Here is a 12,645-nt window from a genome sequence, read left to right on the forward strand (position 1 = left end):
TCCTCGACGGGACCTGCTCGGTCCTGACCGAGGAGCAGTGCACGGTGGCCGGTGGCTTCCTCTGGATCGTCGACGAGGACTGCGTGGATGACTGTCCGCCGGTCCCGACGGAGAAGACGACCTGGGGCAAGGTGAAAGCGACGTACCGGTAGTATCTTCCTAGAGAGCTTCTAGGAACGAGGGCCCGCCTCCTCACCGGGGCGGGCCTTCTGTTTGGCCGCCTCCCGGTCTCGCGAAGCGGCCCTCGCAGGCCGGCGGGCGGACAGGCGAGCCCGCCGGATTCCCGAAGCGCCGCGCCGCGAACGCGCACAGGAGCGGCGCGAAGGGAAACGGCGGGCGAGTATCCCGCTGCCCTCGACGCAATTGGCTGGATCTGAGATGCGAGCGGCCGCGCCGCGAGGCCCGGCGCCCTCAGAACAAAGCCGGGCCGAGCGGATGCGCCAGGCGAGCATCCCAATTGCAGTCGAAGAAGTTCAGATGATCTTCGACAGGAAGGCCGCCGTGCGCGCCTCGCGGGGTCGATCGAAGATGTCCGACGGCGAGCCCCCCTCGATCACCTCGCCGCGATCGAGAAAGAGGACCTGCTGGGCCGCTTCCCGCGCGAATCCCATCTCGTGCGTCGCCACGACCATCGTCATCCCGCCCTTCGCGAGATCGCGCATCACATCCAGGACCTCGCGGATCATCTCCGGATCGAGGGAAGAAGTCGGCTCATCGAAGAGAAGGACCTTCGGCCGCATCGCGAGGGCCCGCGCGATCGCCACGCGCTGCTGCTCCCCGCCCGAGAGCTGGCGCGGCGAGCGATCGGCCATGCCGCTGAGGCCGACCCGGGCGAGCAACGCGCGCGCCTCCTCCTCGACCGCGCCCCTCGACCTCCGCCGGACGATCTCCGGCGCGAGCGTGATGTTCCGGAGAACAGAGAGATGGGGGAACAGATGGAAGTGCTGGAAGACCATGCCGGTCTCGGCGCGGACCTGATGGAGCAAGCGCCCCTCGTGATCGAGGGGAACCCCGTCCAGGATCACCCGCCCCTCGTCCATCCGCTCGAGGCCGTTGATCAATCGCAGGACGGTGCTCTTCCCCGACCCGGAGGGTCCGATCAAGACCGCTGTCTCCCCCCGGGGGACATGGAAACTGACATCGCGGACCGCGGCCACGGCGCCGAAGCGCTTCGTCACGCCCTCGACCCGGACCATCAGCGCTCCCCCCGATGAAGGTGCCGCTCGAGCCGCGCGGACAGGCGCGTCAAGACGAGCGTCATCGCGAGGTAGAGGATCGCCACGACCGTCCAGGTCTGGAAGTCCGAGAAGGTCGACGAGTAGTACTCGCGGCCCGCCCGCGTCAACTCCCGCAGACCGATGATCGAGACCAGGGAGGAGTCCTTCAGGCAGGCGACGAAGTCGTTCAGGATCGGGGGGATCACGATCCGGAAGGCCTGCGGCAGGATCGCGTGGCGCAGGCACTGGACGTTCGAGAGTCCCAGCGATCGCGCGGCCTCCCACTGCCCGCGCGGGACGGCCTGGATCCCGGCGCGGATCGTCTCCCCGATGTAGGCGCTGTATCCGATCCCGATCGCGAGCACGCCGGCGGGATACCGATCGAGATTGAGGATCCGGCCCAGGCCGAAGTAGAGGAAGAAGACCTGGACGAGAAGGGGGATGCCGCGAAGCGTGTCGACGTAGGCCGCGCCCGCGACCCTCAGGATCCTGCGGTTGCTCGTCCGCAGGATTCCCACGAAGAGACCGAGAAGAAGGGCGAGGACGAAGGCGGCGAGGGCGATCCGGATCGTCGCGGGAACCGCGGGCAGCAGATAGACGAGGATCTTCCCGAAGAGCTCGAGCTGGTCCGCCGCCCGGCTCACGGCCTACGGCGCCTCCAGGCCCCAGCGGCTTCTCAGCTCGAGGAGCTTCCCGCTCCTTCCCATCTCCCTGAGCTGCTCGTCCACCGCGTTCTTGAGGGCCTTGTCGTCGAGTCGAAAAGCGATTCCGTACGATTCGCGCGTGATCGGGCCGCCGACCAGACGCACCTCCGGATGCGCGCGCGCGAAGAGCGCCGCGGTCGGCGTGTCCGAGATCACCGCATCGAGACGCCCGATGCGGAGGTCGAGAAAGGCCGCTCCGATCGCATCGAAGCTCACGACCTCCGCGTGGTCGACTCCTTGGGCGAGCCGCTCCCCCGTCGTTCCGAGCTGCACCCCGATCCTCCGGCCGACGAGATCCCCGAGCCTGTAGGAAGGGCTGTCGGACCGGACGCAGATCGACTGCCCGGCCTCGTAGTAGGGTTCGCTGAAGAGCACCTGCCGGGCCCGCTCGTCGGTGATCGTGAGGGCGGAGATCACCGCGTCGTACTTCCCGCTCTTGAGAGCGGCGAGGATCCCGTCGAAGGGGACCACGAGGAACTCCACGCGGAAGCCGAGGCCCTTGCCGATCTCGCGCAGGAGGTCGGCGTCGAAACCTGCCACCTGACCCGACGCGTCGACCGTCTCGAAGGGAGGATAGGTCGCGTCGGTTCCCACCTTGAGAAGTCCCGCGCGCTTGGCGCGGGCCAGCGAGTCCCCGCCCGGTTGCCCGCAACCGGCAGCCGACAACAGAACGAGCGTCAAGACGATCCACGATGCGCGTCGCATCCTACCTCCCACCCGGCGGCCCACGGTAGATAGAGGCCGCCCGGGAGTCAATCCCGCGGCGGCCCCTCGATGAGTCTCCGCAAGGAGCGCCGATCAGCGGAGGATCGTGACTTTGCGGGTCGCGCGCTCTTCCTCCGATCGGAGAACGACCCAGTAGGTCCCGGAAGGAACCGGATGCCCTTGGGCGTCCAGGCCGTCCCAGACGGCCGTCTGCGGGCCCGGCAGAGCCGCGCCCTCGATCAGGCGCCGAACCCTGCGACCACCGATGTCGAGGAGATCGAGCGTGACATCGCCCGCGCGCGGAATCGTGTATCTGAGCGTCGCCATCCCGGAGGAAGGATTCGGGCGGGCGGCTTCCAGGCCGAACGCGACGGCCGGCGCGGCCTCCCCCTCGACCTCGGCCGGCAGCATCGGCTCGCGGAAGAAGTTCCTGAGGATGTACATCACGTTCGTCTTCAGGTTGGCGTGGTTCCATCGATAGGGACGGCCGCTCAGGAAGACGAACTGCGCGCCGATGTGGCGATACCGGCCGCCGCCGACCGGCTCCCTCCAGACGCCGATCCCCGGATCGACGCTGTAGCCCGCGTCCGCCTTGTAGATGATCCGGGCGTCCGGCTGCGAGAGGGTCTGGTTGAAGACGGAAACGGCGCTCTGCGTTCCGATCCTCGCGATGTTCGTCAGGCCCGGGTAGGTGGCGATGCAATCGAGCAGGCTGGATCCCGACGCCCAGGTGATCCCGAGGTACTGCCTCAACGACTCCGTGATGAACTGATCGCCGTTGCGGGCCAGGAGGAGGAGATTGCCGCCGGCCTCGAGGTAGCTCTGGATGGGGCTGTTGAGCCAGGAGGCGAGGTCGCCTCCGTAGTTGTTGCCGACCCACACGATGTTGCGGTAGTGGCCCATCACATCGGCGGGCACGGGGCCGTGGCCGAGAGGCTCGGGCAGCGTCGAGGGGTATCCGGTGGGGGGCTCGTTGAAGTGGTCCCAGAAGTCGATCGTGTAGTCGCCCCAGAACGCCCTGTTCTCGTAAGCCGTGAGGATCTCCGCGCCGTAGGCGCCCCAATCGACGCCGTTGACGAGCAGAACCGACCGATCCAGCGGAGGATTGACGACCGGCTCCTGCACGGTCCGGAGAATCCAGTTGTCCTTGTCGATCTTGACCGAGAGGGGTTCCTCGACCACCTGCAGCGTGAAGGTCTGCGCCGCCTGCGTGTTCATGACCACGAAGGTCTGCTCGCCGCTTGCGGTCGTGACTGTCACGTCGACCGGCATCGTGAAGATCTGCCAACTCTGCGTCTGGTAGAGATCGAGGACGATGTCGAATCCGCCCTGGACCGGGTCGACCGAGTAGTCGAACCGGTACTGCGGGTAGTACTCCCCATAGATCCACTGCTGGAAGAAGTAGTCCAGGTCCTGGCCCGAGACCCCCTCGCAGACGTCGCGGAACTCCTCCGTCGTCACGGAGTCGTATCCGTACTGGGCCCGAAGCGCCGCGAGCGACGCGAAGAAGTCCTCGTCCCCGAGGACGTGCCGGAGCATGTGGACGACCCACGACGCCTTGTTGTAGGTGAGGTTGTGATCGAAGATCCTGCCCCAGTCGCTCAGATCCGGAACATAGATGGTGCCCGGGCCGAAGAACTGGTTGTAGCTCAGGTCCTGATGGTAGGCCTCCATCCCTCCGTTGGCTTCCGCCCAGATCGCCTCGCTGAAGGTCGCGAGCCCCTCGTTGATCCATATGTGGTGGAAGTCCTTGCAGGTCACCATGTCGCCCCACCACTGGTGGGCCAGCTCGTGGGCGGTGATGTACTCGATGAAGACACCAAGGCTGGTGCAGGTCTGGTGCTCCATCCCGCCGCCCCAGGGGAACTCCGCGTGCCCGTACTTCTCGTCGAGGAAGGGATAGGGGCCATAGACCTCGGTGTAGGCGGCGAGCATGTCCTTGACCAACGCATTGGTCGGCATCGCCTCCGCGACGTGATCGGGGAAGATGAAGAACTTGATCTCCATCGAGTCGGTCGGGGAGTGATGGAAGTAGTCCGAGTAGACGGTGAAGGGGTGGATCGCCAGCGAGACCAGATAAGTCGCGATCGGATGCTTCTCCCTCCAGCGCGTGATCGCCTGGGCCCCGTTGTCCGTGGCCTCGACGAGCGATCCGTTGGAGGCGGTGATGAGCCCGGTCGGCGTGACCACTCGAATCCAGACCGAGTCGGCCTTGTCGTGCGACCAGTCCTTGCAGGGCCACCAGGTCCGAGCCCCGAAGGGTTCGCTCAGCGTCCAGATCATCGGTTGCCCGTTGTGGGCGTCCCACCCGAAGGCGCCTCCCGGCTCTGGGTTGCCGCTGTAGGAGACGGTCACCTCGATCAGTTCGTCCGTCGCATAGGGGCGATCGAGGTTCACGGTGAGGAGATCGGCCGTATGGCTGTAGGTGGCCGGAGTCCCGCCTGATGTGACCGAGCTGACGGTCATGAGGTTGTCCAGATCGAGATCGAGGGTCGTCAGCGGACCGGCGACGACCTTGACCCGGGCGTCGACCGAGCCGGTCAGGGTCGATGTCGCGGGGTTCAGATTCAGATCCAGATCGTAGAAGATGGCATCATACGCGTCCTGATTGGGGGTCTGCCTCCCCTCCATCTTCCCCAGGCGTTCGTAAACCCGCTCATACATCTTCGTCTTGTGGAAGGCGAGGTAGGGGGCCGTGTCCCGCTCATCGAGGATCTGCCCCTGCCAGCCCGCGCGCGTCGGAGGGTAGTAGACCGGGTCCGCGAGCGCTTCGATCGAGGCGCCGCATGTGATGGCTGCGAGCACGAGCCAGGCGAGGATGAGGGTGCGCCGGCCGTCAGAGCTGCGGTCCGCTCGGCGTAGCATGAAGTCTCCTTCCGATGGTTGCGTGCGATCCGCCTGGGTCCACCTGTGCCGGTGGTCCGGCCGATCGAAAAAGCACGGGGAGCGGAGCCTCGCTTGGACGGCGAGCCCACACTCCCCCCTTACCACCCGATTCTAGCACAGCCGCCCTTGACCGCTCCATCGCAGAAGAAGATCATGGGCGGGATTTCCGGCAGATCTCTCGGAACCAACCCCGAGCGATTCCTGTTCACAGACGAGGATTCCTCTCCCAAGGAGAAGCAAAGATGACAGAGAGTCGCAGATCTCGCCTGCGCTTCGTGATCGGTCCGCTCGCCTGTCTCGCGATCGCGGCCCTCATCGCCGGATGCGGCAACAGCAAGACCGGCGCGGGCAGGCAGGCGGAGCAGGGCAAGAGCGCCCCGGCCGCCTCGGCGGAGGCCCAATCCTCTGCCCCGTCAAGCCCGGCGCCATCGACTATGGACCAGAAGGAGGCAGCACCCGTGTCGGATGAGAAGGTGGTCACGACCGCGTCCGGACTGAAGTATGTGGACATGGTCGCCGGCGAAGGCGCGTCCCCGGCGCGGGGACAGAGGGTCGTGGTGCACTACACCGGCTGGCTCGCCGATGGAAAGAAGTTCGACAGTTCCCTCGATCGCGGCCAGCCGTTCAAGTTCATGCTCGGACAGGGGCAGGTGATCAAGGGGTGGGATGAAGGCGTGGCCACCATGAAGGTCGGCGGCAAGCGCAAGCTCATCATCCCCCACCAGCTCGCCTATGGAGAGCGCGGATACCGGGGCGCCATCCCTCCGAAAGCGGAGCTGACCTTCGAGGTTCAGCTCCTTTCCATAGAGTAGCGGCGCCGCTCAAGGAGAACTGAAATGCGCCGGAGGAGCTGGGCCATCCCGGCCGCGGTCCTGCTGGTTCTCGCGATCGTCACGCTCGTCTGGATCAGGCGCGCGGGTCGCGATGACGCTGCCCTCTATCGGACCGAACCGGTTCAGAGGGGAGACGTGCGCCTTCAGATCACCGCGACCGGAACCCTCAACGCGATGACGACGGTTCAGGTCGGAAGCCAGATCTCGGGGACGATCGACGCCCTTCACGCCGACTTCAACAGCCAGGTCAGGCAGGGGCAGCTCCTGGCCCAGATCGACCCGACATTCCTGAAGGCGCAGGTCGCGCAGAGCGAGGCCGATCTCGAGAGAGCCGAGGTCGCCAGGCGGCAGGCGGACCGCGACTACGCCCGCCAGACCCCTCTGCGCGAGCAGGGGCTCGCATCCCAGGCCGAGATCGACGCCGCCGAGACGGCGCTGGAGGCCGCGCGCGCCTCGGTCAAGTCGGCGGAGGCCGCGCTCCAGCGGGCGAAGACCAACCTCCGCTACGCTACGATCCTCTCTCCGATCGACGGAATCGTCGTCTCGCGCAACGTCGATGTCGGGCAGACCGTCGCGGCATCCCTTCAGGCCCCCACCCTCTTCACCATCGCCAACGATCTGACCCGGATGCAGCTCGAGGCCTCCGTCGATGAGGCCGACATCGGGCTGGTCGAGCTGGGGCAGACCGTCACCTTCACGGTCGATGCCTACCCGGAGAGGGTCTTCCGGGGGACGGTCGAGCAGATCCGCCTCTCGCCGAAGACCGACCAGAACGTCGTTTCCTACACTGTGATCGTCCATGTGGCGAATCCGGAGCAGAAGCTCCTGCCCGGGATGACCGCGAACGCCACCTTCCAGGTCGCCGAGGCCTTGGGCACCCTCATGGTCCCCGCCGCCGCGCTGCGGTTCAGACCCGGCTCATCCGAGCGGACCCGCCCCGGGACGCTCCATGTTATGGACAACGGCGGTCGCCTGAGGAGGATCTCGGCGCGCCCGGGGATCAGCGACGGAACCTACACCGCCGTCGCCTCCGATTCCCTCTCGGAGGGGATGCAGGTGGTCGTCGGCCTGAACCGCGCGGGCGGATCGATGGCCGCGCAGGGCACCGTCAACCCGTTCGCTCCGGGGGGAACGCGGCGTGACCGCAGATAGCTCCCCCATCATTCGAATCCGCGATCTGGTCAAGATCTACGGCGAGGGGGAGAGCCGCGTCGTCGCTCTCGCCGGCGTCTCTCTCGACGTGGCGCCGGGCGAGATGGTCGCCGTCATGGGAGCCTCGGGAAGCGGCAAGTCGACGCTCATGAATATCCTCGGATGCCTGGACCGGCCCACGTCGGGCTCGTTCCTCCTCGCCGGGGAGGATGTTTCCCGCTTCAATCGCGAGGAGCTTGCCGATATCAGAAACCGCCGCATCGGTTTCGTCTTCCAGGGATTCAACCTCCTCGCGCGCACCAGCGCCCTCGAGAACGTAGAGCTGCCCCTTGTCTATTCGTCCACGCGCGGCCAGGAGATCGCGGCGCGCGCGCGGGCCGCCCTCGCGCGAGTGGGGCTGGCCGATCGCTCGCACCACACTCCCAACAAGCTCTCCGGAGGACAGCAGCAGCGCGTGGCGATCGCGCGCGCGCTCGTGAACGACCCCTCCATCCTGCTGGCCGATGAGCCGACCGGCAATCTGGACACGGCGACCTCGGCGGAGGTGATGGAGCTCTTCCTGGAGCTCAATCGGGCCGGCATGACCATCCTCATCATCACCCACGAGCACGACATCGCTCGGTACGCGGAGCGGTTCATCCTCCTTCGGGACGGCCGGATCGTGGAGGATCGGCCGGTCATCGACCGTTTCATCGCGGAGAAGAGGAGATGACCAGGTTCCTGTTGCTCCTTCGCGTGGCGCTGCGGGCCATCGCCCGCAACAAGATGCGCTCGGCCCTCACGGTCCTCGGGATCATCATCGGCGTCGCCGCCGTGATCGCGATGATCGCCATCGGCGAGGGGGCCTCCTCCATGGTCCAGGCGCAGATCGCCTCGCTCGGAGACAACGTGATCAACATCTTCCCGGGCTCTTCGATCGGCCCCGGGGGGCGCCACGGAGGGGCGGGGACGTCCTCGAGCCTGGACGAGGAGGACGCCGCGGCGATCGCGCAGAGCGTCCGGTCGATCAGGAAGGTGACGCCCGTCGTCATGACCGGCGCGCAGATCGTCTACGGAAACCAGAACTGGTCGACCTCCATCCTGGGAGGAGGAACCGACTACCTGGAAATCCGGCGCTGGGGCCTCACGGCGGGAGCCAACTTCACCGAGTCCTCCGTACGCGGAAACGCCAAGGTCTGCCTCGTGGGCCAGACGATCGTCGACAACCTCTTCGCCGGCGAGAGCCCCGTGGGAGCCACGATCCGGATCAAGAAGATGCCGTTCACGATCATCGGCGTCCTCGAGAAGAAGGGGCAGAACACCTGGGGACGGGACCAGGACGATGTGATCGTGATGCCCTACACGACGGCCATGAAGAAGGTGAGCGGCACCACGCGGATCAGCATGATCCTCGCCTCGGCGAACTCCATGGCCGAGATCCCGCGGGCGACGGAGGAGCTGACGCAGCTCCTGCGCTCCCGGCACAGGCTGGCTCCGGGCGCAGAGGACGACTTCACGATCCGGACGCAGCAGGACATCGCCGACATCGCCGGCTCGACTTCCCGGGTGATGCGCATCCTTCTCGCCGCGATCGCGTCGGTCTCGCTCCTCGTCGGCGGCATCGGGATCATGAATATCATGCTCGTCTCGGTGACCGAGCGGACCCGCGAGATCGGCGTCCGCATGGCTGTGGGCGCGAAGGGGTGGCAAGTCCTCGTCCAGTTTCTCTCCGAATCGGTCGTCCTGGCGAGCATGGGCGGAGTCCTGGGCATCCTGCTCGGGATCACCGCGGCGCGCTTGGTCGGGAAGTTCGCGCGCTGGCCCGTCCTGATCGCTCCTGAGGCCGCCGCGCTCGCCTTCCTCTTCGCCGCGGCGATCGGGATCTTCTTCGGCTACTGGCCCGCGCGCAAGGCCTCCCGCCTCGACCCGATCGAAGCTCTGCGGTACGAGTAGGCTCAGCGAGTGAAGCGGGCCTGCAGCGCGACGATCCCCCGCGTCACCCCGAATCCCGCGAAGAGGACAAGAGCGATCACGGCCCCCGACGGGAGATCGAGCAAGTAAGAGGCGAACATCCCGATCAGGACGGCGGCGACGCCGATCGCGAGAGAGGCGATCTGGACCGTCACCAATCGGCGCGCGAAGAGGAGCGCGATCGCGCCCGGGAGGACGAGCAGGGCCGAGACGAGAATCGCCCCCACGATCTTCATCGCCGCGACCACTTCGATCGCCACCAGGAGGAAGAGGATCAGTCGCATGCGATCGACGGGAACTCCCTCCACCTGCGCCAGCTCCTCGTGGAACGTGGCCGACACAAGCGGCCTCGCGAGCGCCAGCGCCAGCGCGACGGCCAGGGCGGTCGCGCCGAGCGAGAAGATCAGATCCTCCGGAAGACAGGCGAGGATGTTCCCGAAGAGGAAGGAGAAGACATCCTGCGTGTACCGCTTCTGGAGCGAGAGGCAGACGACCCCCAGGGCCATCGAGGCGGCGACCAGCATGCCGATGGCGCTGTCCTCGCTGACCCTTCCCTTGCGCGTCCAGAGCGCGAGAACCACGGCGAGGAGACAGGCGAAGACGGTTCCCCCGAGAGAGAGATTCACGCCGATCAGCAGAGCGAGAGTCGCGCCTCCGAAGGCGGCATGGGCGAGGCCGTGGCCCGCGAACGACATCCGCCGCAGCACGACATAGGGCGAAAGGAGGCCGCATCCGACCGCGCTCAGCAGGCCGGCCGCCAGGGCGCGGCGGAGAAACCCGAGCTCGAGCCAGTCGGCCAGCATCAGTGGCGGTGCTCCAGGAATAGTTTGTGGACCCCGAAGGCCTGCGCCAGTCTCCCCTCGTCCAGCTCGGATGGAGAGCCGCAGAAGTGAATCGTCCCGGCGACGCAGACGACCTGGTCCGTGTGCGTGGAGACGACCGAGAAATCGTGGCTGACGATGACTGTGGTCAGCTCGCGCTTCGATCGTATCTCTACCAGCAGGTGGAGGAAGTCCTCCAGCGCGGCCGGATCCACTCCGAGAGTCGGCTCATCGAGCAGAAGAAGGCGGGGATCGCGCACGAGCGCCCGCGCGAGAAAGAGCCGCTGCCGTTCTCCGCCGCTCAGGACCCCGACGGGCGTGCGCGCGAGCGCCGCAAGGCCCAGGTCATCCAGGGCCCGATCGATCGTCCGCTCGCGGTCGCCGCCGCCGGCGGTGGTCGCGCCCATCGCGACGACGTCCCGGACGACCCCCGGGAACCGGGAATCGAAGGTCGGGGCCTGCGGGACATATCCGATCGCGCGGCTCATGCCGGGCGGCTCGCCGAGGACGCGCACACTCCCCCGGTCGGCCTTCTCGAGACCGACGAGGACGCGCAGGAGCGTCGTCTTGCCGCCTCCGTTGGGCCCCACGATTCCGAGGAATCTCCCCCGCTCGAGTCGCAGGTCCACTCCTCTCAGAATGGGAACGCCGCCCCGCGTGACGTGCAGATCGCGAACCTCGACGGCGGAGCCGACCGGCGCGGCCATCACTCGACTGCCCGCTCCGAGAGCGCGCCCGCCAGCCGATCGACGACAGCGCGGAGGAGCGCCTCGTAGGCCTCGGGACCATCGGCTCCTCCGATCAAGTCGATCTCGACCACCGGAACCCCGGTCTCCCGACCGACCACCTCCGAGAGGCGCGAGGAGAACTGCGGTTCGGCGAGGATGGCGCGCGCGCCGCTCCGCTTGATCTCAGAGACGATCTCTTTCAGCCACCGGGGCGACGGCTCCCGGCCGGGGAAGGGCTCCAGGACGCCCACTTGCCGCAGCCCGTATCGGGCGACCAGGTGGTTCAGTCCCCCATGGAATGCTACGAACGGGACATCTCGAACGGGAGCGAGTCTCTCGCCGGCGAATCGGTCGAGACTATCGAGCCTCGCCTCGGCTGTCGCGGCACGCGAGCGCAGCGAGTCGGCCCACTGTGGACGCAGCGACGCCAGGACCGATCCGATCCTCTCGGCCATCACCCCCGCCTTGACGGGGTCCATCCAGACGTGCGGATCGCCCTCCTCGTCGTGCGGGTCGGCCGGAGGCTCCGGTCCGGGCAGGTCGTAGCCGAGCCGCTCGATTCGCGCCTTCGGATTCGATCCGCGCGCGAGCGTCTCCATCCAGGGATCGAGGAGGCGGCCGATGACGATGTGCCCCTCCGCACGCGCCAGGGCCCGGACCGCGTCAGGCCCCGGCTCGTAGCCGTGGGGGGACGCGCCGGGCGGCAGGAGGACCCGAACATCCACGAACTCGCCCCCGACCATCTGCGCGAGGGCGCCGAGGGGAGGGATCGACGCCACGAGGCGGATCGGCTCGACAGCGCTGCTCTTTGGAGCCGACGTTCCCGACTCCCCGCCCGTTTGTCCGCCCACTCCGTCCGCCCCGAAGGCGGCGGGGGCTGCCGCGATCCCGATGCAGAGCCCAAGGGAGCGGAGGGTCGCGCCGAGGACAAGGCGGCGGGCCGCCCGCTTCCTCGCTTGCCCTGGGATCGGCGACCCCGAGGGCCTGCGCGGGCATCGACGCCGCCGCGCCAGCGATTCGTTTCTCATGAAGGGAAACCCTAGCCCCCCGCGCGCTGGACCGCAACCGAGCGGGACCGGCGGCGGGAGGTCCACTGGGCGATCCCTATCGATCGGCGACCGATCCTGTCGCCGTCACCCGGCTCCGGCCAGGCCGGGACCCGCGCCCCATCGGTGCGTAATGCCATGTATCGCAATGCATTGGGAGATCTTCCAATTCAACGGAACCTGCGCGGGCCGCTTGATGTATTGAACCCTGTAACAAGCGGCTGGAGCCGCTTCCCCGATTTGAGGTCTCGGGGCTGGTCCTCACGGGTTGATGTCGCACGAGATTCGAGGCGGCGTTGCTAGTTGCTTCGGGTCCGTCGATCCCCCGGTCGAACTGGCTCGAGTTATCCCCCGCCGCCCCGGCGCCAGATGATTCAGGCGCTCGGGGCGGACCTGTTTCCGTCCCGGCCGCGCATGGCGACGCTGCGAGTTACTCCTTTCCTCCTTCCGCCCGCCGTCGGGCCCGCCCCGGCGGGGCAACCGGCAGCCCCCGAGATGCTATCCTGGGTCGCATGAGATGGACCGTTCGCCGCGCCCTCGCCCGGCCTGCCACGCGCCAGGATCGATGGGGCGAAGCGTGACCCTCGAAGGAGCCGCCCTCCC

11 protein-coding genes are annotated in these 12,645 nt (G+C 67.3%); 4 read left to right on the top strand and 7 right to left on the bottom strand.

Translation table 11 applies throughout. The features are described from left to right. Positions 1–473: 473 nt before the first annotated feature. The 4 genes from FJY88_08095 to FJY88_08110 all read right to left on the bottom strand — a co-directional run bounded on the left by FJY88_08095 (position 474) and on the right by FJY88_08110 (position 5,491). Positions 474–1,196, bottom strand: a complete 723-nt coding sequence (locus FJY88_08095; GenBank protein ID MBM3287293.1) for an amino acid ABC transporter ATP-binding protein — start codon at positions 1,194–1,196, stop codon at positions 474–476. Continuing rightward, entirely contained in the window at positions 1,196–1,861 is a 666-nt protein-coding gene (locus FJY88_08100) for an amino acid ABC transporter permease (GenBank protein MBM3287294.1), read from the bottom strand. The genes FJY88_08095 and FJY88_08100 overlap by 1 nt, the downstream gene beginning before the upstream one ends. A gap of 3 nt (positions 1,862–1,864) precedes the next feature. Further along, positions 1,865–2,626, bottom strand: coding sequence for a basic amino acid ABC transporter substrate-binding protein (locus FJY88_08105; GenBank protein ID MBM3287295.1), 762 nt, complete (start codon positions 2,624–2,626; stop codon positions 1,865–1,867). Positions 2,627–2,719: 93 nt separating this feature from the next. Next, a complete protein-coding gene (locus tag FJY88_08110) occupies positions 2,720–5,491 on the bottom strand; it encodes a hypothetical protein (GenBank protein MBM3287296.1) in 2,772 nt (923 codons plus the stop codon). A gap of 263 nt (positions 5,492–5,754) precedes the next feature. Here FJY88_08110 and FJY88_08115 point away from each other — a divergent pair, with 263 nt between their 5' ends. Genes FJY88_08115 through FJY88_08130 form a run of 4 tightly spaced genes read left to right on the top strand, consistent with a single transcriptional unit; the run spans position 5,755 to position 9,429 of the window. Continuing rightward, the gene (locus FJY88_08115) at positions 5,755–6,324 is read left to right on the top strand and encodes an FKBP-type peptidyl-prolyl cis-trans isomerase (protein ID MBM3287297.1); all 570 of its coding nucleotides are present in this window, start codon (positions 5,755–5,757) and stop codon (positions 6,322–6,324) included. A 24-nt stretch (positions 6,325–6,348) separates the two neighbouring features. Further along, positions 6,349–7,497 (top strand): efflux RND transporter periplasmic adaptor subunit, encoded by a 1,149-nt coding sequence (locus tag FJY88_08120; GenBank protein MBM3287298.1) that lies wholly within the window; start codon positions 6,349–6,351, stop codon positions 7,495–7,497. Continuing rightward, positions 7,484–8,209 (top strand): ABC transporter ATP-binding protein, encoded by a 726-nt coding sequence (locus tag FJY88_08125; protein ID MBM3287299.1) that lies wholly within the window; start codon positions 7,484–7,486, stop codon positions 8,207–8,209. Before FJY88_08120 ends, FJY88_08125 begins: the two co-directional genes overlap by 14 nt. Then, the gene (locus FJY88_08130; protein MBM3287300.1) at positions 8,206–9,429 is read left to right on the top strand and encodes an FtsX-like permease family protein; all 1,224 of its coding nucleotides are present in this window, start codon (positions 8,206–8,208) and stop codon (positions 9,427–9,429) included. Before FJY88_08125 ends, FJY88_08130 begins: the two co-directional genes overlap by 4 nt. Before the next feature lie 2 nt (positions 9,430–9,431). On the opposite strand, the gene FJY88_08135 is transcribed toward FJY88_08130, so the two are convergent. Genes FJY88_08135 through FJY88_08145 form a run of 3 tightly spaced genes read right to left on the bottom strand, consistent with a single transcriptional unit; the run spans position 9,432 to position 12,024 of the window. Then, positions 9,432–10,250, bottom strand: coding sequence for a metal ABC transporter permease (locus tag FJY88_08135; GenBank protein MBM3287301.1), 819 nt, complete (start codon positions 10,248–10,250; stop codon positions 9,432–9,434). After that, the gene (locus FJY88_08140) at positions 10,250–10,975 is read right to left on the bottom strand and encodes a metal ABC transporter ATP-binding protein (GenBank protein MBM3287302.1); all 726 of its coding nucleotides are present in this window, start codon (positions 10,973–10,975) and stop codon (positions 10,250–10,252) included. Before FJY88_08140 ends, FJY88_08135 begins: the two co-directional genes overlap by 1 nt. After that, the gene (locus FJY88_08145) at positions 10,975–12,024 is read right to left on the bottom strand and encodes a zinc ABC transporter substrate-binding protein (GenBank protein MBM3287303.1); all 1,050 of its coding nucleotides are present in this window, start codon (positions 12,022–12,024) and stop codon (positions 10,975–10,977) included. The genes FJY88_08140 and FJY88_08145 overlap by 1 nt, the downstream gene beginning before the upstream one ends. Positions 12,025–12,645: the final 621 nt, after the last annotated feature.

Source organism: Candidatus Eisenbacteria bacterium, assembly GCA_016867495.1.
GTDB lineage: Bacteria > Eisenbacteria > RBG-16-71-46 > CAIMUX01 > VGJL01 > VGJL01.

What these genes read in the sequence shown, in the direction of transcription:
- FJY88_08130 (MBM3287300.1), top strand. Translation starts at nt 8,206, where the DNA reads ATGACCAGGTTCCTGTTGCTCCTTCGCGTGGCGCTGCGGGCCATCGCC.
- FJY88_08135 (MBM3287301.1), bottom strand. Translation starts at nt 10,250, where the DNA reads ATGCTGGCCGACTGGCTCGAGCTCGGGTTTCTCCGCCGCGCCCTGGCG.
- FJY88_08145 (MBM3287303.1), bottom strand. Translation starts at nt 12,024, where the DNA reads ATGAGAAACGAATCGCTGGCGCGGCGGCGTCGATGCCCGCGCAGGCCC.
- FJY88_08110 (MBM3287296.1), bottom strand. Translation starts at nt 5,491, where the DNA reads ATGCTACGCCGAGCGGACCGCAGCTCTGACGGCCGGCGCACCCTCATC.
- FJY88_08095 (MBM3287293.1), bottom strand. Translation starts at nt 1,196, where the DNA reads ATGGTCCGGGTCGAGGGCGTGACGAAGCGCTTCGGCGCCGTGGCCGCG.
- FJY88_08115 (MBM3287297.1), top strand. Translation starts at nt 5,755, where the DNA reads ATGACAGAGAGTCGCAGATCTCGCCTGCGCTTCGTGATCGGTCCGCTC.
- FJY88_08120 (MBM3287298.1), top strand. Translation starts at nt 6,349, where the DNA reads ATGCGCCGGAGGAGCTGGGCCATCCCGGCCGCGGTCCTGCTGGTTCTC.
- FJY88_08140 (MBM3287302.1), bottom strand. Translation starts at nt 10,975, where the DNA reads ATGGCCGCGCCGGTCGGCTCCGCCGTCGAGGTTCGCGATCTGCACGTC.
- FJY88_08105 (MBM3287295.1), bottom strand. Translation starts at nt 2,626, where the DNA reads ATGCGACGCGCATCGTGGATCGTCTTGACGCTCGTTCTGTTGTCGGCT.